At 66.5% G+C, this 22621-nt stretch carries 18 protein-coding genes; 11 read left to right on the top strand and 7 right to left on the bottom strand.

Annotated features, from left to right (window positions below; all coding sequences use genetic code 11):
- The first annotated feature begins 42 nt into the window (after window positions 1-42).
- Window positions 43-1593, top strand: coding sequence for an APC family permease (locus ACIQCN_RS06950; protein WP_400610107.1), 1551 nt, complete (start codon window positions 43-45; stop codon window positions 1591-1593).
- Between the two features lie 84 nt (window positions 1594-1677).
- Here the strand turns inward: ACIQCN_RS06950 and ACIQCN_RS06945 are convergent, their stop codons facing one another.
- Window positions 1678-3081, bottom strand: coding sequence for a flavin monoamine oxidase family protein (locus tag ACIQCN_RS06945; RefSeq protein WP_400610105.1), 1404 nt, complete (start codon window positions 3079-3081; stop codon window positions 1678-1680).
- Window positions 3082-3228: 147 nt separating this feature from the next.
- Between ACIQCN_RS06945 and ACIQCN_RS06940 the strand changes: the two genes are divergently transcribed.
- From ACIQCN_RS06940 to ACIQCN_RS06925, 4 genes are all read left to right on the top strand, one after another.
- On the top strand, window positions 3229-3918 hold the full coding sequence (locus ACIQCN_RS06940; protein WP_400607833.1) for a TetR/AcrR family transcriptional regulator: 690 nt from the start codon (window positions 3229-3231) through the stop codon (window positions 3916-3918).
- Between the two features lie 138 nt (window positions 3919-4056).
- Entirely contained in the window at window positions 4057-5109 is a 1053-nt protein-coding gene (locus ACIQCN_RS06935; protein WP_400610104.1) for an agmatine/peptidylarginine deiminase, read from the top strand.
- Window positions 5106-6851, top strand: coding sequence for an amidase (locus ACIQCN_RS06930; protein ID WP_400610102.1), 1746 nt, complete (start codon window positions 5106-5108; stop codon window positions 6849-6851). Before ACIQCN_RS06935 ends, ACIQCN_RS06930 begins: the two co-directional genes overlap by 4 nt.
- 18 nt (window positions 6852-6869) lie before the next feature.
- On the top strand, window positions 6870-7532 hold the full coding sequence (locus tag ACIQCN_RS06925; protein WP_400610100.1) for a cyclodeaminase/cyclohydrolase family protein: 663 nt from the start codon (window positions 6870-6872) through the stop codon (window positions 7530-7532).
- 13 nt (window positions 7533-7545) lie between these two features.
- Here ACIQCN_RS06925 and ACIQCN_RS06920 read toward each other — a convergent pair whose 3' ends face one another.
- The gene (locus tag ACIQCN_RS06920; RefSeq protein WP_400610281.1) at window positions 7546-8403 is read right to left on the bottom strand and encodes a PhzF family phenazine biosynthesis protein; all 858 of its coding nucleotides are present in this window, start codon (window positions 8401-8403) and stop codon (window positions 7546-7548) included.
- 87 nt (window positions 8404-8490) lie between these two features.
- On the opposite strand from ACIQCN_RS06920, the gene ACIQCN_RS06915 reads away from it, so the two are divergent.
- The 3 genes from ACIQCN_RS06915 (at window position 8491) to ppsA (ending at window position 13032) form a co-directional block, all read left to right on the top strand.
- Window positions 8491-9597: a GTP pyrophosphokinase family protein gene (locus tag ACIQCN_RS06915; RefSeq protein WP_377216436.1), complete on the top strand. Its 1107-nt coding sequence runs from the start codon at window positions 8491-8493 to the stop codon at window positions 9595-9597.
- Window positions 9598-9649: 52 nt separating this feature from the next.
- Entirely contained in the window at window positions 9650-10468 is an 819-nt protein-coding gene (locus ACIQCN_RS06910; RefSeq protein WP_377216435.1) for a pyruvate, water dikinase regulatory protein, read from the top strand.
- Window positions 10469-10617: 149 nt separating this feature from the next.
- Window positions 10618-13032, top strand: a complete 2415-nt coding sequence (gene ppsA, locus ACIQCN_RS06905; protein WP_400607844.1) for a phosphoenolpyruvate synthase — start codon at window positions 10618-10620, stop codon at window positions 13030-13032.
- A gap of 130 nt (window positions 13033-13162) precedes the next feature.
- On the opposite strand, the gene ACIQCN_RS06900 is transcribed toward ppsA, so the two are convergent.
- A complete protein-coding gene (locus tag ACIQCN_RS06900; protein WP_400610098.1) occupies window positions 13163-14011 on the bottom strand; it encodes an esterase/lipase family protein in 849 nt (282 codons plus the stop codon).
- 154 nt (window positions 14012-14165) lie between these two features.
- On the opposite strand from ACIQCN_RS06900, the gene ACIQCN_RS06895 reads away from it, so the two are divergent.
- Entirely contained in the window at window positions 14166-16556 is a 2391-nt protein-coding gene (locus ACIQCN_RS06895; protein WP_400610097.1) for an ATP-binding cassette domain-containing protein, read from the top strand.
- Between the two features lie 78 nt (window positions 16557-16634).
- Here the strand turns inward: ACIQCN_RS06895 and ACIQCN_RS06890 are convergent, their stop codons facing one another.
- The 3 genes from ACIQCN_RS06890 to ACIQCN_RS06880 form a co-directional block, all read right to left on the bottom strand.
- Complete coding sequence (locus ACIQCN_RS06890; protein WP_400610095.1) at window positions 16635-17159, bottom strand: hypothetical protein; 525 nt, start codon at window positions 17157-17159, stop codon at window positions 16635-16637.
- A 307-nt stretch (window positions 17160-17466) separates the two neighbouring features.
- Window positions 17467-18888 (bottom strand): MFS transporter, encoded by a 1422-nt coding sequence (locus ACIQCN_RS06885; RefSeq protein WP_400607852.1) that lies wholly within the window; start codon window positions 18886-18888, stop codon window positions 17467-17469.
- 17 nt (window positions 18889-18905) lie between these two features.
- Window positions 18906-19775, bottom strand: a complete 870-nt coding sequence (locus ACIQCN_RS06880; RefSeq protein WP_400607854.1) for a LysR family transcriptional regulator — start codon at window positions 19773-19775, stop codon at window positions 18906-18908.
- A gap of 69 nt (window positions 19776-19844) precedes the next feature.
- Here ACIQCN_RS06880 and ACIQCN_RS06875 point away from each other — a divergent pair, with 69 nt between their 5' ends.
- A complete protein-coding gene (locus tag ACIQCN_RS06875) occupies window positions 19845-20846 on the top strand; it encodes an EamA family transporter (RefSeq protein WP_400610093.1) in 1002 nt (333 codons plus the stop codon).
- Here the strand turns inward: ACIQCN_RS06875 and ACIQCN_RS06870 are convergent.
- Window positions 20785-20988, bottom strand: coding sequence for a hypothetical protein (locus tag ACIQCN_RS06870; protein ID WP_400607860.1), 204 nt, complete (start codon window positions 20986-20988; stop codon window positions 20785-20787). The two genes, ACIQCN_RS06875 and ACIQCN_RS06870, sit on opposite strands and share 62 nt — an antisense overlap.
- 303 nt (window positions 20989-21291) lie before the next feature.
- Here ACIQCN_RS06870 and ACIQCN_RS06865 point away from each other — a divergent pair, with 303 nt between their 5' ends.
- Window positions 21292-22608: a glycosyltransferase family 87 protein gene (locus tag ACIQCN_RS06865; RefSeq protein WP_400610092.1), complete on the top strand. Its 1317-nt coding sequence runs from the start codon at window positions 21292-21294 to the stop codon at window positions 22606-22608.
- Window positions 22609-22621 lie beyond the last annotated feature (13 nt).

The following is a 22621-nucleotide window of genomic DNA, read 5'->3' as shown; positions in this document are numbered from 1 at the left end:
GCTGTTTCATGGAGCTGTGCCGATACCCAGAAAGGGAGCGACATGACCCAAAGCATCCGCACCAACTCCGGCGGCAACGTAGCCGCCGTGGCCGCAGCCCCGCACGGCATTAGTCCGAAAGGACTCAAAGGCGGGCAACTCGGCCTTCTAGCCGTCGTCGTCATTGGAATCTCCACGATCGCCCCGGCGTATACGCTGACGAGCGCGCTGGGCCCCACCATCAATGAAGCCGGACTCCAACTGCCCGTCATCTTCCTCATCGGGTTCATCCCGATGATCCTGGTATCCCTGGCCTACCGCGAGCTCAATGCCGACTCGCCGGACAGCGGCACCACCTTCACCTGGGTCACCAAGGCGTTCGGTCCGTGGGTGGGATGGATGGGCGGGTGGGGCCTGCTCGCCGCGAACATCATTGTGCTGTCCAATCTTGCAGCGGTGGCCGTGGACTTCTTCTATCTCTTCCTGGCCCAACTCACTGGCGCACCGGGGCTGGCGGACCTTGCGGCAAACAAGCCCCTCAACATCGCCACGTGCTTCGTCTTCGTGGCGCTGGCCGCCTGGGTGAGCTACCGGGGGCTGCACGCCACCAAGGTGGTGCAGTACGGACTCGTGGGCTTCCAGTTGCTGGTGCTCGGGATGTTCGTCGCCATGGCTTTCGCCAACTGGTCCTCGTCCGCGACATCGATCCCGTTCAGCTGGGAATGGTTCGACGTTACAAGGATCGAGACGTTCGGCCAGGTCGCCGCCGGCATTTCGCTGTCCATCTTCGTGTACTGGGGCTGGGACGTGTGCCTGACCGTAAATGAGGAAACCGCCAACGGGAAGAAGACGGCCGGCATCGCCGGAACCCTCACCGCCGTCGTTGTCCTCGGCATCTATCTGCTGGTCAGCATCGCCACCATGATGTTCGCCGGCGTGGGCACCGAGGGCCTGGGCCTGAACAACGAGGAAAACCACGCGAATATCTTCACGGCGCTGGCGTCGCCCATCATGGGTCCGTTCGCCATCCTGATGTCCCTGGCCGTATTGTCCAGTTCGGCCGCCTCCCTGCAGTCCACGTTCACCTCTCCGTCCCGCAGCCTGCTCGCCATGGCGCACTACGGCGCCCTGCCCGCGCCGTTCAACCGCCTTAGCAGGTTCGCGACGCCGGGCTTCGCCACCGTCGCGGCCGGCCTCCTTTCCGCCGGCTTCTACGCCGTGATGCATGTGGTCAGCGAAAACGTCCTCAATGACACAATCCTTGCCCTCGGCCTGATGATCTGCTTCTACTACGGCCTCACGGCATTCGCCTGCGCCTGGTACTTCCGCAACAGCGTTTTCAGCAGCATCCGCAACTTCGTGTTCCGGCTGGCATGCCCGTTGCTGGGCGGTACCGGCCTGCTGGTGGTATTCCTGCAGACGGCGGTGGACAGCCTTGCGCCGGAATTCGGCAGCGGATCGGAACTGTTCGGTGTCGGGCTCGTCTTCGTCCTGGGCGTCGGCATCCTGGTCCTCGGAGCCGTCTTCATGGTCATCATGTCCCGGCTGCGGCCCGGATTCTTCAGCGGCGAGACCCTGCGGCAGGACACTCCCGCCCTGGTGGTTCCGGAGTAGACCAGACCCACGGCATAAAACGGGCCCCGTCCGGAGATTCTCCGGACGGGGCCCGTTTGCCGTTCAGGTACAGCCGGAATCCGGCTAGATGCCTGCCGAAACTGCCGCCATCGCGTCAGCCGAAGCTCCTGCAACAGCGGAAATCCTTGCGGCGGTCAGCGTGCCCATCCGGATGGCGCCGTCCACGTGCTGGTAGCCCTCGGCGGCAAGGTCCGAGGAACACCAATAGATGGGACCCACCGGTGCCAGCTGGTCCTTGCCGTACCGGTGGAGACCACCCAGGTCGTAACTGGATGCGTAGGCTCCCCGCGTCCATTCCTCGGAGGCCCAGTCCGATTCGTAGTACACCTCCGGGTCAAGGGCCCTCGGGCCCAGGAAGGCCGCAATGGACTCAAGGATGGCCCGCTTGCGGCCTTCGGCATCCAACTCGAAGACGGCGTCGGCCTTTTCATCCGAAACGAAACCCACCAGCGTTCCGCGCGGATCCCCCTGGTTGGTGTTGTCGTACACCTCCTGGACCAGCGATCCGGCGCCGAAGCAGGTACCGGAAAGTCCAGCCTCCCGCCAGAACGGCGTGCCGTAGACCGCATGCACCTTGATCACCAAACCGAGCGACTGGTGCTGGTGCATCTGGTGCTGGCGGCGCGGCAGCGGCGGGTCGAAGGATACGCGGGAGTACAGGTTCGGCGGCACGGCCATGATGACAAAGCGCGCATTGACGGTGGCGCGGTCGGACATGACGGTGACGCCGGCGCCGGCACTCCCACCCCACTTGATGGTGCGGACGGGACTGTCGAGGACGACGTCGTCCCCCAACTCCTCGGCCTGCAGCAGCGAGACCTGCTGCATCCCGCCCACCACGCGCCGGTCCAGGATGAAATCCTCGTCCGTGAGGTGGCTGAATGAGCCCGCCGACGCGGCCATGAGCACGGCCTGCAGGGCGGAGAAGGAGTGCGCCGGTTTGGTCAGCATGCCGCCGGCAACGAACAGGCCGATGTTGTTGCACGCCTCCTCGCTGCCCGACTGCGCACGCAGCCACTGGTGGAAGGAGATGGTGTCCAGTTCGCGGGCTTTGGGATGGGCCCATGGCTCTGCCGCGCCAATTTCGGCGGCCAGGGCATCCAGCAGCCCGGTCAGCCGTGCCATTTCGACGGCGGTGGCCGGCTCCACGGGGAAGGTATCACCGGAATAGCGCACGGGGATTCCATCCGCGCCGATGTACACCGATTCGCCTTGGCGGTAACGGGGATAGGTTTCCAGCCCCAGTTCCTGAAGAAGCTCCAGGAGCGCCGTCTGGTCCGGCGAAACCCACTGGCCGCCGATTTCCAGCACTGCTCCGTCCACGGTGTCGGTCCAGGTCCGGCCCCCGACGCGGTCGCGCGCCTCCAGCACGGCGACCGTAAGGCCGGCCCGCCTCAGCTGGCGCGCGGCTGTCAGCCCCGACGGCCCCGCTCCGACGACCACGACGTCTCGGTTCAGGTTCAGCATGATGTCCTCTCTGCAGCCCACACAGCGTGGGGTCCAAGTCGATGAACGACTAAATGAATGACGTTCATTATTTAGCCTAGCCGCTTCCTGGCCCGGCGGGAAGGCAGCGGATGGAATAATGCAGGAACCACCACAGAAAGGGCCGTGATGCCTGCAGTACCTGCTGCCCAAGGACGCTCAACCGCCGGCCCGGGCGTCGGACGACGGCGCGCCGGACGGCCCTCTGCGGCAGTCCTGGGCAAAGCCGGAATTACTGCGGCAGCACTGAAACTCGTCAAGCGTAAGGGTTACGACGGACTCACCATGGCCGCCTTGGCCAGGGAACTGGACGTGGCCCCGTCCGCCCTCTACAACCACGTGGCCGCCAAACGTGACGTCCTCCTTCTCGTTGAAGACCACCTCGCGTCACTGGTGGATGTTTCCCGGTTCGGCGCGGCGCCCTGGGATGAAGCCGTGCGCCACTGGGCCTGGAGCTACCGCAATGTTTTTGCGGAGCACACCCCGCTGATTCCGGTGATCGCAGTCCTGCCCGTCACCGACGCGCCGCAGACGCTGGCCATGTACGAAACCGTCACCAGGGGATTCACCGAAGCAGGGTTCCCCGAGGAGAGGATCGTGCCGTCGATCGTTGCCCTGGAGTCCTTTATATTCGGCTCCGCGTATGACGCGACCGCCCCGGAAGACATCTTCGATTCGGGCTCCATGGCCGAATCCACCCCGCACTTCACCTCGGCGGTACGCAGCGCTGCCCGGTCAGGCGGGAAGCCTGCGGACGCCGCCTTCACCCTGGGTCTTGAGTCGCTGATCTCCGGGCTGGCGGCCCTCCTGCCGGAATAGCCGGCACGTCAAGGCCAACCGGCCCCTCCCAAGGAAGACCTTGCATCCCGCGCGTTCTTGCCGCACTATAAATGAACGTCATTCATTTATAGTGCGGCAAGAAGGCTGCGCCATTCCGATACGAGGACCTTCCGACCCATGAACCCCATTTCCTCCGCAGCGCCCCTGATGCCCGCCGAATGGCATCCTCACACCCGGACCTGGATGGCATTTCCGCCAGCCAACCCCACGTTCGGTGCCGCGGGCAGCAGCACGCTGGCAAGAGCCCGCAACGCCTGGGGAACCGCAGCCAGGACCATTGCCCAGTATGAGCCGGTCACTGTCCTTGCACGCCCGGCCGACGCCGGGATCGCGCGCACCGAACTCGGCGGCGACGTCGCCGTCGTCGAATCACCCCTCGATGACGCGTGGCTCCGTGACTCCGGCCCCACTTTCGTGCACACGAAGGAAGGAGACGTTGCGGCCGTCGACTGGACATTCAACGGGTGGGGCGGCCAGGACTGGGCCGCATGGGAGAGTGACCGGCACCTGGGGTCATTTGTCGCCGGCCGGGCCGGCGCCGTGGTGCGAAGCAGCAGCCTGGTCAATGAAGGTGGCGGCTTCCACGTGGACGGCGAAGGTACAGTCCTGCTGACAGAAACCGTGCAGCTGGACCCTGGCCGCAACCCAGGCGCCACCAAAGCAACAGTTGAGGCGGAGATCCACGCGCAGCTCGGCACCACCAAGGCCATATGGCTGCCCCGTGGGCTCACCCGCGACTACGACCAGTTCGGCACGCGTGGACACGTCGACATCGTGGCCGCGTTCGCAGCACCCGGCACCGTCCTGCTGCACCGGCAGGAGGATCCGCGCCACCCCGACCATCGGGTCACCCGGGAGCTCCGCAGCATCCTGGAAGATGCTGTGGACGCTCGCGGCCGGCACCTGCGCATCATTGACGTTCCTGCCCCGACAGTCCTGGACGACGGAAGCGGTTTCGTCGACTGGTCCTACATCAACCATTACGTCGCCAACGGCGTGGTGGTGCTCTGCGCCTTTGACGACCCTAATGACAAGGTGGCCGCGGACATCCTGGCCGAGGCCTATCCGGGGCGCACAGTGGAACTCGTGGACGCCCGCGATATCTTCGCCTTCGGCGGGGGCATCCACTGCATCACGCAGCAGCAGCCCGCCCGGAAGGGCGCCCGATGAGCCACTTCGACGTCGTAGAGTCCTCGATTGCGGAGCTCCGCAACGCCATGGAAGCCGGGCTGGTGAGCAGTGAGGACCTGGTCCGCCAATACCTGGCCCGCATCGCGGCGTATGACCAGGGCGGCATCCGGCTGAACGCGTTGGTGGCCATGAACCCCGAAGCCCTCGCCGAAGCCCGGGCGTCAGATGATCGCCGCGCCGCCGGAGCGCTGCTGGGACCGATGGACGGGATTCCATACACGGCCAAGGACAGCTTCAAGGTGCGCGGCCTGACGGTCGCCGCGGGTTCTCCTGCCTTCGAACATCTGGTGGCGCGATCGGATGCATTCACCATCGAGCGGCTCCGGGCAGGCGGGGCGGTGCTGATCGGATTGACCAACATGCCGCCCATGGCCAACGGCGGCATGCAGCGCGGACTGTACGGGCGGGCGGAGAGCCCCTACAACGCAAGGTACCTGACGGCGGCCTTCGCCTCGGGCTCGTCAAACGGTTCCGGGACCGCGACGGCGGCCAGCTTCGCCGCATTCGGTCTGGCCGAGGAAACCTGGTCATCCGGCCGGGCACCCGCGTCCAACAATGCCCTCTGCGCGTACACACCGTCCCGGGGGGTCATCTCCGTCCGCGGGAACTGGCCACTGGTACCCACGATGGACGTGGTGGTGCCACATACCCGCAGCATGCCGGACCTCCTTGAGGTCCTGGACGTCATCGTCGCCGACGACGCCCAGCCCCGCGGTGACTTCTGGCGCACCCAACCCTGGGTGAAGATCCCGACGGCGGACAGCGTTCGGCCTGCTGACTATGCTTCCCTTGCGGTCGCGGACAGGGAGTCGGCCGAACGCGCCCTCGACGGGCGGCGCTTCGGAGTTCCCCGGATGTACATCAATGCCGATCCCGGTGCCGGAACGAACCCGGCCCCGGGTTTTGGCGGCCCCACCGGGAAGAAAATCCTTACCAGGCCCTCAGTGCTGGAGCTGTGGCAGCGCCTGAGGGCTGACCTGGAGGCCGCAGGCGCCCAGGTGGTCGAGGTGGATTTTCCCGTGGTCAGCAATTACGAGGGGGACCGCCCCGGTGCACCCACCATCGCCACCCGCGGACTCGTCAGCCCGGCATACCTCGAACGCGAGCTCTGGGATCTGTCCATGTGGTCCTGGAACGACTTCCTCGACGCCAACGGCGACCCGTCCCTGAACCGCCTTGCCGACGTCGACGGGCCCAGCATCTTTCCTCATCCGGACGGGGCACTGCCGGACCGCTACGCCGAACTGGATTTCGACCCTGCCGGGTACGTGGAGCGGGCACGCGAATGCGGGATCCCGGCCCTGGAGGACATTCCGCATCTGGCCCAAGGCCTGCGCGGGCTGGAGGAGACCCGGCGGATCGACCTCGAGGATTGGATGGACCGGCACGGCCTGGACGCCGTCGTCTTTCCGGCGGCGGCCGATGTTGGACCTGCGGACGCCGACACAAACGAGGCTGCGGCAGAGCTGGCATGGCGCAACGGCGTATGGGTTGCAAACGGCAACCTGGCCCTCCGGCACCTGGGCATTCCCACCGTCACGGTTCCCATGGGGACCATGGCCGACACTGGCATGCCGGTGGGGCTGACCATCGCCGGACGGGCCTACACCGACAGCACCCTGCTGCACCTGGCCTCGGCCATCGAGGCCACCCGCCAGCGGCGCACCGTTCCGCCCCGGACGCCGCCACTCGGTGGGAATACCACGCTGCCGCCCCGGTGAGCGGGCACACTGGATGCCATGGATGATTCTGCTGCCGTGACCACCCAAGGCTCCACCGTTGAGGACTGGACCCGCGCGCTGGCCGAGTCCACCGGCTCTCCCGGCGGCGGCGCCGGGACCGGCCTGATGCTGGCGGTGGCGGCGTCGCTCACCTCCATGGTGGCGGGCTATTCAGAGGCCGACGGCGAGGCAGGCGGCGAGGTGGAGCGCATCCGGGCGCGCGCCCGGGACCTTCGGGCCGAGGCGCTGCGCCTGGCTGATGAGGATGCGACCGCCTCACAGGCTTTCGGGGCCGCCTTCCGGCTGGATCCGGGCCCGGAGCGCGACGAGGCTATCCGGGCCGCCTCGGTGGAAGCCGCGAAGGCGTCCGCGGTGCTGGGCGACCGCGCCATCGCCGCCGTGGACGACCTCGCCTGGCTGGCAGGCAACGGCAACCGCGCCCTGGTTGCCGACGTCGTGGTGGCCTTCGGTGCTCTGCGCGCGGCGGTGGCCGGTGCGCGCACCAACGTCAGCTTCGACCTTGGCGCGCTCCGTTCTGCCGGAAGCACGCTTGAGGACATCCGCCGGCAGCATCCCGCGTTGTGGTCCACCGTGGAACGGCTCACCGGCGCACTGGAGCGGATCGATGGGCTGGCCGCCGGGATTGATGACCGGGCCGCGCCGACGGACGCTGGCGGTTAGATGGCTACCTGACCTAAATGGTGACCTGGCCGCTGACCACGGTCCGGCAGGCGCCGCCCACCCACGTGGTGTCCGCTTCATTCGTGATGCTGATACGGCCGCCGCGGCCCAGCACCGTGCCCTGCTGGACCGTGTAGTTCTCCGGCGCGTTGCCTTCCCACCGCATCCACTGAGCCAGGCCCGCGTTGACACTTCCCGTTACGGGGTCCTCCGGCACGGCGAGGCTCGGAACGAACGCCCGGACCTCGTAATCCGCCGGGCCGCCCGCGCCATAGGCGCCAATGACGCCAAGGTTCAAGGAGCCCATGGCCGCAAAGTCCGGGCGCAGGCCCAAGACGGTTTCCGCGGAGTCCAGCCTGATGCCCATCCAGCCCGGACCGTTGTCCACCCAGTTGCTGCCCAGGACCCGTACGGGGTCAACGCCCAGGCTCGCCACCGCCTGTTCCAGCGTGGCCTGCTCAACCGGACCGGACCGCCGAAGTGGCGGGGCGGCAAACGCATATTCTGCGGCCCCTGACTGGCCGCCAGCGCGGACGCGCACCAGGCCGGCGCCGCACTCCTGCACCAGCTCCCCCTTGTCCCGGGGCTGTCCGCCCGCGGTGAGCCAGGCGTGTGCCGTGCCCAGGGTGGGATGGCCGGCGAAGGGCAGTTCGTCCGCGGGGGTGAAGATCCGCACGCGGTAGTCCGCTTCCGGAGCGTTGGGTTCCAGCAGGAATGTGGTTTCCGAGAGGTTGGTCCAGTTGGCGAACCGCTGCATCTGACCGGTGGTCAGGGCGTCCGCGCCGTGCACTACGGCCACCGGATTTCCGGGCAGCGGGCCGGGGGCAAAGACGTCTACTTGGGAGAACGGAAATTCGGCGTAGGAAGGCATGGCAGGGCTTTCGGTCCGGCGGGCTGGTTCCTTTACCTTAGGCACGCGGTCCCGCCATGTGTCACACCCCCGCCGTAAGCTGGAGCCATGCCGAGTAACTGGGACAGCCTGGACGCAACTCTTCGCGAATCCGTGCAGCACAACGTGGAGATCTACGAGCGCGTCCGCCCTGCCCTGAAGCTGGTCACCCGGGACGTCCTCACGCTCACCCGGGACATGCTCAAGGACACCGAGGTCACCCCGCTGTTCGTCACGGGCCGGACCAAGACCGTTGAGTCCTTCCGCGAGAAGATCTCTAGGGTTGAGGAGCCGCTGGAGCCAGGCGGGCCGCCGGTGCTGAAGTTCCCGGACCCGTTCCGCACCTTGAATGACATGGTGGGCATCCGGGTCATCACCAAGCTGCCGGCCGAGAACGCGGTGGTGGCCAACATCATCAAGCGCCAGCGCCAGCTCTTCGACTGCCGCGGCGACCGGGAAAAGGACATCGGCTCGATCGAGTCGGGCACCTACGGCTATTCCAGCCGGCACCTGATCCTGCGAACCCTCCAGAACGAGGCCGTCAAGGAGTACCAGCAGGTCTTCAACCCGGACATTCCGCCCAACGGCAGCTACTTCTTCGAGTGCCAGATCCGGACCATCTTCGCGCACGCCTGGAGCGAGATCGAGCACGACATCCGTTTCAAGGCCGAGGACCCGCGAGCCTGGACGCCGCACTTCGACCGCCAGTTCACGGCGACTGCAGCCATGCTGGAAACCGTGGAGACCGCCTTCGCCGACCTGCACGAGCGCTACGAGGAGGTCCGCAGTTTCTGGGACATGGACGGCGAGGGCGCGGCGCCGCTGACGCCCAACCGCATCCGCGATGTGTGGCGCACCCTCCTTCCGCACGTGGACCGCAAGGTGGATGACGACTGGGGCTGGGCCGCCGAGCTCCTGGCCGCCCACGGCCTCAACCAGACCATGCAGCTGGCCGGGCTGCTCAGCGCCAACCGCATCACCGAGGTGCGCAAGGCCCTGGACCACCGCTACTCCCCCGGCCCGGACCGCCTGCTGGACGATCTCCTCCTGTGGCAGTACGGCACCAAGCACATCGACCTCACCGCGGAAGCGCCCGACGCCGTCCCGCACCCGCGGCGCGACAGCCTCCTGCGGCGATTACGGCAGATCGAACGGTACAGGCTGACCAAGAAATAGGGCGGCGGGATGCCGAATGGCCCGGCGCCCCGTCCTGATGAACAATGAGGGCATGACCAACAACGACGTTCGGCCTGTCTACTTCCTCTCGGACAGCACGGGAATCACCGCCGAGACCCTCGGAAACACCCTCCTGACCCAGTTTCCAGGCAACCGCTTTGACCGCATCACCGTCCCGTTCATTACGTCCGTGGAGCAGGCGCGCAAGGTGGTGGACGGCATTGACAAGCTGGCTGCCCACGGGCTGCGGCCCATCGTCTTTTCCACCGCGGTCAGCAGCGACATCCGCGAGGCCGTGGGCAAATGCAAGGGAACCATCGTCGACCTGATCGGCACGCATGTGGGGCAGCTCGAGCACGCCCTGGGCGCCCCGGCGAGCGGCGAACCGGGCCGGGCGCACGGCGTGGGGAACGCCGAGCTCTACCAAAAGCGGATGGCGGCGGTGGAGTACGCCATGGAGCACGACGACGGCCAGAGCCTCCGCGCGCTGGAAAAGGCCCAGGTGATCCTGGTGGCGCCGTCCCGCTGCGGCAAGACCCCCACCACGATGTACCTGGCCCTGCAGCACGGGATCTTCGCCGCGAACTTCCCGCTGGTGGACGAGGACTTCGGCCGGGAAGGCCTCCCCAAACCGCTGCGCCCCTACGTTGCGAAGTGTTTCGGCCTCTCCTCCAACCCGCTGCGCCTGAGCCAGATCCGCACGGAACGCCGCCGCGGTTCCTCCTACGCGTCGCTGCGGCAGTGCGGATTTGAGCTCCGCAGCGCCGAGCAGTTGTATGTTTCGCATAGGATTCCGTACCTGAACTCGGCCACCGTCTCCGTAGAGGAAATGGCTGCGACCATCCTCCAGCGGATGAACCTCAAGCATTAGGGAAAGTTTTCACAAACTCCGTGTGGCAGACGTCATATGGAAAGACCGCCACAGACCTGTCACTGTGGACGGACTTGCGCCCTGTCCCCCGGCCATCGCCGGAGGAGGACGCATCTAGGCATGCCATTACCTGCGAAGGAGCAGTAAGAATGACAACAGAGATCCTGTGGTTCTCGGAATTGGGACTCAAGGACCTGGACCGGGTAGGCGGGAAGAACGCCTCCCTCGGTGAGATGGTGCAGAACCTGACCTCCGCCGGGGTCCAGGTCCCGGATGGTTTCGCTACGACCGCGGATGCCTACCGGAACTTCCTGGCCGGCTCCGGCCTGGACCAGAAGATCGCCGACCGGCTGGTGGGGCTCGACACCGATGACGTCACCGCCCTGGCCGCTGCCGGCAAGGAAATCCGCAGCCTGATCCGCAACACCCCGTTCCTGCCCAACCTCGAATCGCAGATCCGCGACGCCTACCAGCAGCTGGTGGACAAGCACGGCGGCCACGAGGACCTCTCCTGGGCTGTCCGCTCCAGTGCAACGGCCGAGGACCTGCCGGACGCGTCCTTCGCCGGTCAGCAGGAAACGTTCCTGAATGTCCGCGGCATCGACAACATCCTGCTGGCGATCAAGGACGTATTCGCCTCCCTCTACAACGACCGCGCCATCGCCTACCGGGTGCATCACAAGTTCGAGCACGCTGAAGTGGCACTCTCGGCGGGCATCCAGCGCATGGTCCGCTCCGACGTCGGCGCGTCCGGCGTCATGTTCACCATGGACACCGAGTCCGGGTTCCAGGACGCCGTGTTCGTCACGTCCTCCTACGGCCTGGGCGAGGCCGTAGTCCAGGGTGCCGTGAACCCGGACGAGTTCTACGTCTATAAGCCGGCGCTGCGTGCTGGCCGGCCCGCGATCCTCAAGCGCGGTCTGGGCGAGAAGGCCCTGCAGATGACCTACACCGCCAACCAAGAAATCGGGCGCACCATCGACCTGGTCCCGGTTGCCGCCGACCAGCGGAACCGGTTCAGCCTCAGCGATGAAGATGTCGAGCAGCTCGCCCGGCACGCCATCGCCATCGAAAACCACTACGGCCGGCCCATGGACATCGAGTGGGGCAAGGACGGGATCGACGGCGGCCTGTACATCCTGCAGGCACGCCCGGAAACCGTGCAGTCCCGGCGCGCCGCAGGGAACCTGAGCCGTTTCCGCCTCAACGGCACCGGCCCGGTCTTGGCCGAAGGCCGTGCGATCGGCCAGCGGATCGGCGCCGGCGGCGTCCGTATCCTCACCGCCATCGACCAGATGGCCAGCTTCAAGACCGGCGACGTGCTGGTGGCGGACATGACGGACCCGGACTGGGAACCGATCATGAAGCGTGCCGCCGCGATCGTGACCAACCGCGGCGGACGTACCTGCCACGCAGCGATCATCGCCCGCGAATTGGGGATCCCCGCCGTGGTCGGAACCGGCGACGCCACCGAAACGCTCCGCGACGGCCAGGAAGTCACCGTTTCCTGCGCCGACGGCGAGACGGGCCTGATCTACGAAGGCCTGCTGGACTTCAGCGTGGACGAGACCGAGGTTGACCAGCTGCCCGAAGTTCCGGTCAAGGTCATGATGAACGTGGGCACCCCCGAGCAGGCGTTCACCTTCGCCCAGCTGCCCAACCACGGCGTGGGCCTGGCCCGGCTCGAGTTCATCATCAACCGCCAGATCGGCATCCACCCGAAGGCCCTCCTGAACCTCGAGGACCAGCCGGCCGATGTTGCCGCGGAAATCCGCGAACGGATCGCGGCCTACGAAGGTCCGCGCGATTACTACATCAAGCGGCTGGCGGAGGGCGTGGCCACCATTGCGGCTGCCTTCGCGCCGGAACCGGTGATCGTCAGGATGTCCGACTTCAAGTCCAACGAGTACGCGAACCTCATCGGCGGGCCTGCCTACGAACCGCACGAAGAGAACCCGATGATTGGTTTCCGCGGCGCGTCCCGCTACCTGGAGCCGTCCTTCCGGGACTGCTTCGACCTGGAGTGCGAGGCACTGTCCTTCGTCCGGAACGAGATGGGCCTGACCAACGTCAAACTCATGATCCCGTTCGTGCGGACCCTGGACGAGGCCAGCGGCGTCATCGACCTGCTGGCTGAGAACGGCCTCAAGCGCGGCGAAAACGGCCTCGAAGTCATCATGATGTGCGAGCTGCCGTCCAACGCCCTGCTCGCGGACGAGTTCCTGGAGTACTTCGACGGATTCTCCATCGGCTCCAACGACATGACCCAGCTGGCGCTGGGCCTGGACCGGGACTCGGCCCTCGTCTCAGGCGGCTTCGACGAGCGCAACCCCGCGGTCAAGAAGCTGCTGTCCATGGCCATCAAGGCCTGCAAGGCCCGCGGCAAGTACGTGGGCATCTGCGGCCAGGGCCCGAGCGACCACAGCGATTTCGCCGAGTGGCTCGCCGGCCAGGGCATCGACTCCGTCTCCCTGAACCCTGACACCGTGGTGGACACCTGGCTCCGCCTCGCAGGCCAGGGCGAGGACTCGGGCGCCAGGGAACAGGTAGGCGCCGGGCTGTAACCGGCCCGGCAAAGCCGGTCAAACCAAAGAGGCGGCATCCGCAAGGGTGCCGCCTCTTTGTGCTTCGGGGACTTACCGGGCCACCAACGGTTCCTGGCTGCGGCGCAGGCGTCCTCCCGCCGGGCGGGGGCTAGATACAGCTCGGCTGGAACGTCGGGTCAGCCGGGCCGGGTGACGCCAAGGCGTGCGAGACCAGCCGGTGGACCACGGGATCGTTCGGAGCCTGGTCATGTTCAACCAGGTCCAGGGGGCATTTGTCCTGGATGGTGATGTTGGTGACCTGCCGGGCGGAGCCGGCCAGGAACTGGCTGGTGTAGGGGGTGACCACTTCGTCGTACTTGGTTGAAATGACGGTGTAATACGGACCCGCCACGGTATCGCCGATGGAGTTCAGCTCGGTCATGAACGCCGAGCCCGCTTCCTGGTCCGCGCACGCCTGGCACACGAATTCCATGTCCCCGGTGGATGCCGGGAAGTCTTCCGGTGCCGGGGCGATCACGCCTTCGGTGCCGTGGTTCGAGGGTGCAATCCCTATCAGGTGGTTGACCTTCCGGGCGCCGCCCAGGAACCCCATGGAGTAACGGGGCATCATGCCACCCTGGCTGTGCCCCACGAGGTCAGCCTTCTTGGCGCCGGTGGCAGCGAGAACTGCATCGACGAAGGAGGACAGCTCGCGGGCGGACTCGGTTACAGGCCCCGTGGCCGGAACCCCGTTGGTGGTGCCGTAATTCAGTGCGAAGACGCAGTATCCCTGCCCTGCAAGGACCGGCGAGAGCGTGGACCAGTTCTTGAGCATGCTCTCGAAGGTGCCTGGAACGAGGATGACCGGATAAGGATGCTCAGCGGAGGGCTTGCAGGACCAGTTGTTGGCGCCGGGGGGCGAAATGTCTGCCGTATCGGCGGAAGCGGGCGCAGCCCCGGCAAGCATCCCGGCCAACAGGGCGAGCGCCGCGAGAAAAACGGAAATGCGTTGGGACATCGGAAACCTCTTCGTATCAACGTCCGCCCCCGGAAGTGGGAGCGTGCACCCATTTACGCTAGGTTCCAGCTGATCCGCGGGCAACGGTTCTGGGAAAACGTGCAGGAGCCGGCGCATCTGGACATCTCCTTCGGCGCGTAGCACGATCTGACGTGTGAGCACCGAAACCACTGCAGCCAGCCGGAAGGGCGGCCTGCACGCCGCCGACACCCACGACATCATCCGGGTGCAGGGTGCCCGGGAGAACAACCTCAAGGATGTCAGCGTTGAGCTGCCCAAGCGCAGGCTCACCGTATTCACGGGCGTTTCGGGTTCCGGCAAGAGCTCCCTGGTCTTCGCCACGATTGCCGCCGAATCCCAGCGGATGATCAATGAGACGTACAGCGCCTTCGTGCAGGGCTTCATGCCCAGCCTGGCCCGCCCGGACGTGGACCGGCTGGAGGGACTCACCACGGCGATCATCGTGGACCAGGAGCGGATGGGCGCGAACCCGCGCTCCACCGTGGGAACCGCCACGGACGCCAACGCCATGCTGCGTATCCTGTTCAGCCGGATCGGAGACCCCTACATCGGCCCGCCCACCGCGTTCTCCTTCAACGTGCCCACACGTAAGGCCAGCGGCGTGATGAGCAGGGAAAGGGACGGCCGGGTGGAAAAGAACGTGGTCCGCCAGGTCACCTACCTGGGCGGCATGTGCCCGCGCTGCGAGGGCATGGGCAACATCAGCGACATCGACCGGACCGCGCTCTATGACGACTCCAAGTCGTTGAACGACGGCGCCCTGACCGTACCGGGCTACTCGATGGACGGCTGGTACGGCCGGCTGTTCGAGGGCATGGGCCTGCCAATGGACAAGCCAATCGCGGCGTTCACCGCCAAGCAGCTGGACACGATGCTGTACGCCGAGCCCACCAAGATCAAGGTGGAGGGCGTGAACCTCACGTTCGAGGGCATCATCCCCAAGATCCAGAAGTCGATGCTGTCCAAGGACGTGGAGGCCATGCAGCCGCACGTACGCCGCTTCGTGGAACGGGCCGTCACTTTCGCCACCTGCCCCGAATGCAAGGGAACCCGACTCACCCCGGAAGCACTGTCCGCCCAAATTAACGGCAGGAACATCGCAGACCTGTGCGCCCTGCAGATCAGTGACCTGGCCCAATGGATCCGGGAGCTCGACGCACCCTCGGTGAAGCCGTTGCTGGACGGGCTGCGGGACCTGCTGGACGCTTTCACCGAAATCGGCCTGGGCTACCTCTCCCTGGACCGCCCTGCCGGTACCCTCTCCGGCGGTGAGGCGCAGCGGACCAAGATGATCCGGCACCTGGGCTCCTCGCTGACCGACGTCACCTATGTCTTTGACGAACCAAGCATCGGCCTGCACCCGCACGACATCGAACGGATGAACACGCTCCTGCTGCAGCTGCGGGACAAAGGCAACACCGTCCTGGTGGTGGAGCACAAACCGGAGATGATCGCCATTGCCGATCACGTCGTCGACCTCGGCCCGGGCGCGGGCACCGGCGGCGGCGAGATTGTCTACGAGGGCGGCGTGGACGGGCTGCGATCCAGCGATACCGTCACGGGAAGGCACCTGGACGACCGCGCCCGCCTCAAAGCTGCGGTGCGGAGCGCCGCCGGGGTCCTCGAGGTACGCGGCGCATCAATGCACAATCTGCGCAACGTCGACGTGGATGTCCCCCTGGGCCTGCTCTGCGTGGTCACGGGCGTGGCCGGGTCCGGCAAGAGTTCGCTGATCCATGGGTCACTGGCCAAACGCGAGGGCGTGGTGGTCATCGACCAGGGAGCCATCAAAGGCTCCCGCCGCAGCAACCCCGCCACCTACACCGGCCTCCTGGAACCCGTCCGCAAGGCGTTCGCCAAAGCCAACGGGGTCAAGCCGGCACTCTTCAGCTCCAACTCGGAGGGCGCGTGCCCCACCTGCAACGGGGCGGGCGTCATCTTCACCGAACTCGGCGTCATGGCCACGGTGGAGTCCACCTGCGAGGAGTGCGAGGGCCGCCGCTTCCAGCCGGCCGTCCTGGAGTACACGCTGGCTGGACGGAACATCGCGGACGTGTTCGACATGCCGGTGGACGCCGCGCTGGCCTACTTCGCCGAGGGCGAGGCCAAGACCCCCGCGGCGCACAGGGTCCTGGAACGCCTGGCGGACGTTGGCCTTGGCTACATCACGCTGGGGCAGCCGCTCACCACGCTGTCCGGCGGCGAGCGCCAGCGGCTGAAGCTCGCCACACAGATGGCCGAGAAAGGCGACGTCTATATTCTGGACGAGCCCACCACGGGCCTGCACCTGGCCGACGTCGAGAACCTGCTGGGCCTGCTGGACCGCCTGGTGGAGTCCGGTAAGTCGGTGATCGTGATCGAACACCACCAGGCGGTGATGGCGCACGCTGACTGGATCATCGACCTGGGCCCGGGCGCCGGGCACGACGGCGGCACGGTGGTTTTCGAGGGCACGCCGGCAGATCTTGTTGAGGGGAGAGCGACACTCACCGGACAGCACCTCGCGGCCTACGTCGGGGCGTGACAATGCCGGGCCGGCTTCTTGGGCCGGCCCGGCATCTGGTGGTTACGGGCCTTCCAATAAACCCTCAGGAGGTGCCGATCAGCACGTTAGGGCTACCGACCCCGTCAGGCCATTCTCGTTGTATGCCCAGCAGGTGACCGAGAACGTTCCCTGGGTGATCGTCAACTGGATCGAAGTGACGGTCAGGACAGGGTTGATGCCCTGCCAGTTCCCGTTGGGGCAACCAGCCTCGGCAGCTGTCGCGGTATCAGGCGCGGAGAGGGTTACCGGATCGGTGGCCAACCGCAGCGTGCCGTTCTTGATGGCGTCGCTGGGAACCGACGTGGGCTCGGTGACTGGTCCGGTCACCACCTTGTTCTGGCCAGGTGCCACGTTGCCGCCGTAGTTCTGGCACTCGTAGACGGCATAGCCCGCTACCGTCACCGTGGCAACGAGGTCTTCGTTGCCAAGCCCGGCCAGGACGGCGGTACAGGTAGTGGTGGAAGTGCTGCCAGCCGCGCTGACCTCACAGACGGGCGACCCGCCGCGCTTGAAGTGCGGACTTGCCGCCTGGGCTGCGGAGATTCCGACGGTGAACATCAGCAGCACTGCGGTAAAGAACAACATAAAAGGTTTGAGGAACCTGTGCATCACATGGCCTCTTTTGGATTACGGCCCTGGGCCGTAGGTGTTTTGGATGTCAGCCGGGCCGCGTGATCGGCCCGGGAACTGTCCGTAGTCCCCAGTACATGGGCAAAAACTGGTGTGGCAGGAGCGCCGCCACGCCCTCGATGCCTGCACCGGCCCGCGCTCAGCGGCGAGACGCTCCGGTGCAATTGCTAGGCTACGCCCGGCCCTCAGAAATGCAAGAGGCTATGCTTCAATTTCTTTGAGGAAAATTCGGCCCTGCGCATTGCGTAGCGCAGGCCGCTCAGTCAGAGCCGGCCGCGGCAGGAGGCACCGCCGTCGTGCCCTGCCTGGCCTTCTCCGCATACGTCGCCGACACCCTGCGGTACACGGGTGTCAGGAACGCCAGCAGGGCTGCGGCGATCATGAGGGTCCCGGCCACCAGGAACACCAGCGCTATGCCGCGGGAGACTCCCTCCCCCAGCAGAGGTTCCAGCGCGGCCGAGCCCTCGGCGGACCGCGCATACGGAATGATCCAGAACTGCGCGATCGGCGCGATCAGGAACGCCGTGACCGGGGCCGCCGCGGACTCGAAGGCCATGGCGAAGCCGAACACCCGGCCCTGGCGGTTCAGGGGCACTACCTGCTGGATGACCGTCTGCTCGGCAGCTTCTACGAAGGGAATCAGCACCATGTACAGCCAGATCCCGGCGATGTAGAGCCACTGCCACTCCCGCAGCGTGAAGACAGCACCGATGAACCCCATCACGGTGACCATGATGAGCATGGTGCGCAGCGGGTTGCTTCCCAGCCCGAACTTGCCAATCAGCGCCCCGCCCGCGATGAACCCGGTGGACCCGAGTGCGAAGACGGCGCCCCACGCCTCCACCGGGAACATTTCCAGGCCGTACGGATCCATCAGCGCCATATAAACGCCGCCGATTAAGTTGTTGAAGGTGGAAAACAGGATCAGCGCGAAGAGCCCCGCGATGGCCAGAACGGCGGCCAAGGAACCGCGCAGATCGAAGGCACCATGCGCGTCCCCGGCCGCAACCTGCGTCTCTTCCGGCATGCGCAACGTCACGAGGTGGAGGAACGCCACGGCCGTCAGTACAAGAGCGACGGCGATGGTCCAGCCCATGCCGAGCAGCCCGATGGAGAGCCCCGACAGCACCGAGGTGATGATGAAGGCAATACCCTGCACCATGCCCACGAGCCCGTTGGCGTTGGCCCGCCGGTCCGGCTCGATAAGGATGGTGACCACCGTGGAAAGCGCCACGTTCCGCATGTTCTCCACCACCGCGCCCGTCAGGATGATCACGGCGAACACCCAGAACCACGGGTGTGCCAGGTCCAGCAGGTTCGCTGCCGGCGTCACCAGGAACAGGCCCCCTGCCAGCAGGAACATGCCCAACGTGAAGGCGGCCGCGAACCGCATCACGGCCAGCTTCCGGTAGCGGTCCACGAACGTGCCGAAGCTGATGCTCGAGAGGGCAATCAGCAGCATGTACGCGCCTCCGATGACGCCGGTGGCGATGACGCTGCGGGTTTCCAGATACACCCAGAACGTCAGGGCGAACCACAGGTAGCTGGTGGTGACGTTCGCCAGGGCGGTGTTCACCAGGATTCCGGTGAAAGTGCGGGACCGCTGCTCCGGCGGACGCAGGGAGGTATCGACGGCGGCGGGAGCCGAAGGAGGGGCAGACGGGACCGGTTCCTCGGTCATGCGTCCCAGTGTAGTGCCTATATTTGGGGCTGCTCCGGCCGATAGGAGTCTTCCGCCAGGCGGATGAAGTCCGCCACCAAGGCGGAAGTGTCGCCTTTGCGCCGGGCAAGCACGACGTCGATGGGCGGCGCATCCTTCACCGGCCGGTACGCGACGCCCGGACGAGGGTTCTGGGCGGCCGTGGCCTCGGAGGACATGCCCAGAGCGCGGCCGCCGGCGATAAGCGTCAGCCATTCGTCCACGCCGTGCACCAGGCGTGCACCCGAGGGCCCCTGCCCCGCAGGCCAAAGGTCCTCGGTAGTGGTGCCGGTGCGGGCGTCAACGGCAATGGTCCGGCCGGCGAAGTCGGACATCCGCAGCGCCCGCTTCCGCGCCAGCGGATCCTCCCTGGCCACCGCCGCGAAACGCTCCTCGCGGCCGATGACAGAGCAGGCAAACCGGGAATCGCTGAGCGGCCGGCGCAGCACAGCGACATCAGCGGAACCGTCCGCGAGCCCGCCCGTGGGGCCGTTGGACTGCACCCACACCAGCGGAGCGTCCGGATGGAGGGTGTCCCACGCGCGCTCCACGGCACGGGTGCGCCGTCCCAGGGCTGACCAGGCGTAGCTGACCCGGAACTCCGTTCCGAGGTGCTTGGCGGTTCGCTCCAGAAGCGCCAGTTCATCCAGGATGCGGCGTGCGTGGTCGATGATCCTCTCCCCGGCCGGCGTCGGCGCGACGCTGCGCGTGGTGCGCTGCAGGACCTGCATCCCCAACGCCTTTTCCAGCGCCGCGATGGAGCGGGAAACAGCGGCCTGTGACGTGCCGAGTTCGATCGCGGCGTCCGTGAAGGTCTCCGCGTCCACCACCGCCACGAGGGCCCGCAGGTAGCGCAGCTCTACATTCATACGCTCATCGTATAGACCCTTCGTGGCGTGCATTTCTCAGCCCACCACGACAGCCGGAAACTGTGGCGTATGGATACATCCCTGCGACAGCGGCGAACCACCGCACCAGCGCCGCGGGACGGGCGGCGCGGGCCGTCGTCGTCCGTTCTCCGTGGCGTGCTGACCATGACGGCGAGCGGCGCGAGCAACCAGTTCGGCGCTGGAATTGGCGCCTTGGCGTTCCCCGTGCTCGAACCCGCTGGCGTGGTGGCGGTGCGGCAGCTGGTGGCCGCGGCGGTTCTGGTTCCGGTGGCGCGTCCGCCGCTGCACCGGTTCAGCCGGGCGCAGTGGTGGCCGGTGCTGCTGCTGGGCGCTGCGACGGCACTGATGAACATCTGCCTCTACGTGGCCATCGACCGGATCGGGCTGGGGCTGGCGGTGACCCTGGAGTTCCTGGGCCCGCTGGCCGTGGCGCTGATGGGGTCCCGGAGCCGCCGGGACCTGGTGTGCGGCCTGGTCGCCGGCATCGGTGTCTACGTGCTGGTCATGCCCGCTCCCAGCAGCGACTTCGCCGGGATTGCCATCGGGATCACCGGTGCGGCGTGCTGGGCAGCGTACATCCTGCTGAACCGCGTGGCCGGGCAGCGCCTGCCGGGCCTGCAGGCGCCGGCCGCCGCAGCGGTGGTGTCCCTCGCGTTCTACGTGCCGGCCGTCGTCGTCCTGGTTCTCCAGGGCGCCTTCTCAGGACCGTGGCTGCTCTACGCTGCGGCCGCGGGGATCCTGTGCTCCGTGGTCCCGTACACCGCGGACCTCATGGCCCTCCGGCACGTCCCGGCAGCATTCTTTGGAGTGTTCATGAGCATCAACCCCATCCTGGCCGCACTGTCCGGGACTTTGGTGCTGGGTCAGGTGCTGGTACTGCATGAGTGGCTGGGTATGGGGATGATCATTGCCGCCAACTCGGCGGCCATCTGGCTGGCGGGCCGGGAGCGGGCGGCCGTGGGGCGGAGGTCCGGGCTGGCCGCTGTTCCTACCAGGCCTGGTGTTCGCGTGTCAGGCCGAACGGAACGGTCTCGCTCAGCGCAACGGTGAACGTGTCGGCGGCATGACGGGTGACCAGGATGCCATGCTGCTTGCCGGCGAGGGCATGCGCCTTGGCGGCGGAGACTGCGGCTTCGAGCTCGCTGTCCATGCTCTTGCGGTCGGCAACGGTGAGGGTCAGGGGAAAATTCATGGGAAAAGCCTTTGTGGATCGTCAGGGGCAGGGAGTGGGTTCAACGGTTGCGCTCCCCCAGGCTGCAAACGCGGCAGGGCACCGTAAAGTGCCCTGCCCCATGGTCCCCCACCGCGGCGGCGCCAGCAACTTTAGATATCGGCCAGTGGGCGGAATCCTGCGCCAAGCGCCGGTCCACGCGACAAAGCTCACAACGCAGACCGCAATTACGCGGCCAATATGCCGTGAATTAGAGTTGACTGCGGGCGCGGGCTGTTCCTGGCCCCACCGAAACCCCCAACCTGACAAGGTCCCGCCACTCCCATGGATGCTTTTTTCGGCAGACTCGCCCGGATCCGCAACGTCGTCCTCCCAGCCCCCGCCCGCAACGCGCTGAACACTCCGCGGGGCCTGCTGGCCGGATTCATCGTGGTGCACCTGGTCTTCCTGGTCTTCGCGGCCTCCCTGTCACTGCGCGGCGAGGCACTCAGCGACACCTATATCTACAGGGACTGGGCTGCGGCCGGCTTTGACGACGCCAACCTCACCGGCGGGCCCAGCCCCTGGGTCTACCCCATCCTCGCCCTGATCCCCATGGCCATCGCCGGCATCGCCGGACCGGGGCCGTTCTTCTTCCTCTGGGTGCTCGTGACCACCGTCCTGAATGCCTGGGCACTGCTCAAGCTGACCGAACGGGGTCGCAACGCCGCCGCCATCCCCGCGGCGTGGTGGTGGCTCACCTTCACCTTCCTGATGGGCTGGCTCGGCTTCGCCCGCGTGGACGGCCTCACCGCCCCGCTTGTCCTGGTGGCCCTCGCCTACGGCGTCAACCGCCCGTTTATTGCATCCGTGCTGCTGGCCGTCGGCACCTGGATCAAAGTCTGGCCCGCGGCGGTCATGCTGGCCCTCTTCGCAGTGCTCCGGAACCGCCTGCTGGTGGTACTGGCAGGAATTGCGACGACGGCGGGAGTCGTCGCTCTGGCCGCTGCCCTCGGCAAAGTCCCCAGGCTGCTTAACTTCCTCACCCAGCAGGGCGACCGCGGCATGCAGCTGGAGGCCACGTTCACCACACCATGGCTGTGGCTGTCCGTCCTGAACATCGGGGACTCCCGGATGTACATGAACACTGACATCAACTCCATGCAGGTGGATGGCCCCGGAACCGCCACCATGTCCGTGCTGATGCAGCCGCTGCTGATCCTCGCCGCACTGCTCGTGGCGGGCCTGACCTTCTGGGCACTGCACAACGGCAACCAGTACAGCGGAAAAACCGGTGGCGGCGTGGACCGCACTGAACTGCTCCTGGCCGGGGCGCTCAGCCTCAGCACGGCCTTCGTGGTCTTCAACAAGGTGGGCTCGCCCCAGTTCATGGTGTGGCTGGGCCCGGCCGTAGCCGTGGGCCTGGCACACAGCTGGCGGGAATGGCGGCTGCCGGCCACCATGCTGGTCGCCATCGCCGTGGCGACGTACTTCATCTACCCGCTGTTCTACGACGCGCTCAGCCACAACAACCCGTGGATGGCACTGGTGCTCACCATCCGCAACGTCCTCCTGGTGGTCCTGTTCCTGTGGAGCGTGCGGCGCCTGTACCTGCTGGGCAAGAAGGCACCGGCCGCCGCCCCCGCGCTCAAGGAGTCCTGAGATTTCCACGAGG

The sequence above is a fragment of the Pseudarthrobacter sp. NPDC092424 genome (genome assembly GCF_044754925.1).
GTDB lineage: Bacteria > Actinomycetota > Actinomycetes > Actinomycetales > Micrococcaceae > Arthrobacter.
This window is presented reverse-complemented; position numbering and strand designations above follow the sequence as displayed.

Bases quoted from the DNA above. Each gene is read 5' to 3' on its own strand.
- ACIQCN_RS06885 (WP_400607852.1), bottom strand. From the start codon at position 18,888: ATGACCGAGGAACCGGTCCCGTCTGCCCCTCCTTCGGCTCCCGCCGCC.
- ACIQCN_RS06930 (WP_400610102.1), top strand. From the start codon at position 5,106: ATGAGCCACTTCGACGTCGTAGAGTCCTCGATTGCGGAGCTCCGCAAC.
- ACIQCN_RS06935 (WP_400610104.1), top strand. From the start codon at position 4,057: ATGAACCCCATTTCCTCCGCAGCGCCCCTGATGCCCGCCGAATGGCAT.
- ACIQCN_RS06925 (WP_400610100.1), top strand. From the start codon at position 6,870: ATGGATGATTCTGCTGCCGTGACCACCCAAGGCTCCACCGTTGAGGAC.
- ACIQCN_RS06875 (WP_400610093.1), top strand. From the start codon at position 19,845: ATGGATACATCCCTGCGACAGCGGCGAACCACCGCACCAGCGCCGCGG.
- ACIQCN_RS06865 (WP_400610092.1), top strand. From the start codon at position 21,292: ATGGATGCTTTTTTCGGCAGACTCGCCCGGATCCGCAACGTCGTCCTC.
- ACIQCN_RS06900 (WP_400610098.1), bottom strand. From the start codon at position 14,011: ATGTCCCAACGCATTTCCGTTTTTCTCGCGGCGCTCGCCCTGTTGGCC.
- ACIQCN_RS06880 (WP_400607854.1), bottom strand. From the start codon at position 19,775: ATGAATGTAGAGCTGCGCTACCTGCGGGCCCTCGTGGCGGTGGTGGAC.
- ACIQCN_RS06870 (WP_400607860.1), bottom strand. From the start codon at position 20,988: ATGAATTTTCCCCTGACCCTCACCGTTGCCGACCGCAAGAGCATGGAC.
- ppsA (WP_400607844.1), top strand. From the start codon at position 10,618: ATGACAACAGAGATCCTGTGGTTCTCGGAATTGGGACTCAAGGACCTG.
- ACIQCN_RS06940 (WP_400607833.1), top strand. From the start codon at position 3,229: ATGCCTGCAGTACCTGCTGCCCAAGGACGCTCAACCGCCGGCCCGGGC.
- ACIQCN_RS06950 (WP_400610107.1), top strand. From the start codon at position 43: ATGACCCAAAGCATCCGCACCAACTCCGGCGGCAACGTAGCCGCCGTG.
- ACIQCN_RS06910 (WP_377216435.1), top strand. From the start codon at position 9,650: ATGACCAACAACGACGTTCGGCCTGTCTACTTCCTCTCGGACAGCACG.
- ACIQCN_RS06920 (WP_400610281.1), bottom strand. From the start codon at position 8,403: ATGCCTTCCTACGCCGAATTTCCGTTCTCCCAAGTAGACGTCTTTGCC.
- ACIQCN_RS06915 (WP_377216436.1), top strand. From the start codon at position 8,491: ATGCCGAGTAACTGGGACAGCCTGGACGCAACTCTTCGCGAATCCGTG.
- ACIQCN_RS06945 (WP_400610105.1), bottom strand. From the start codon at position 3,081: ATGCTGAACCTGAACCGAGACGTCGTGGTCGTCGGAGCGGGGCCGTCG.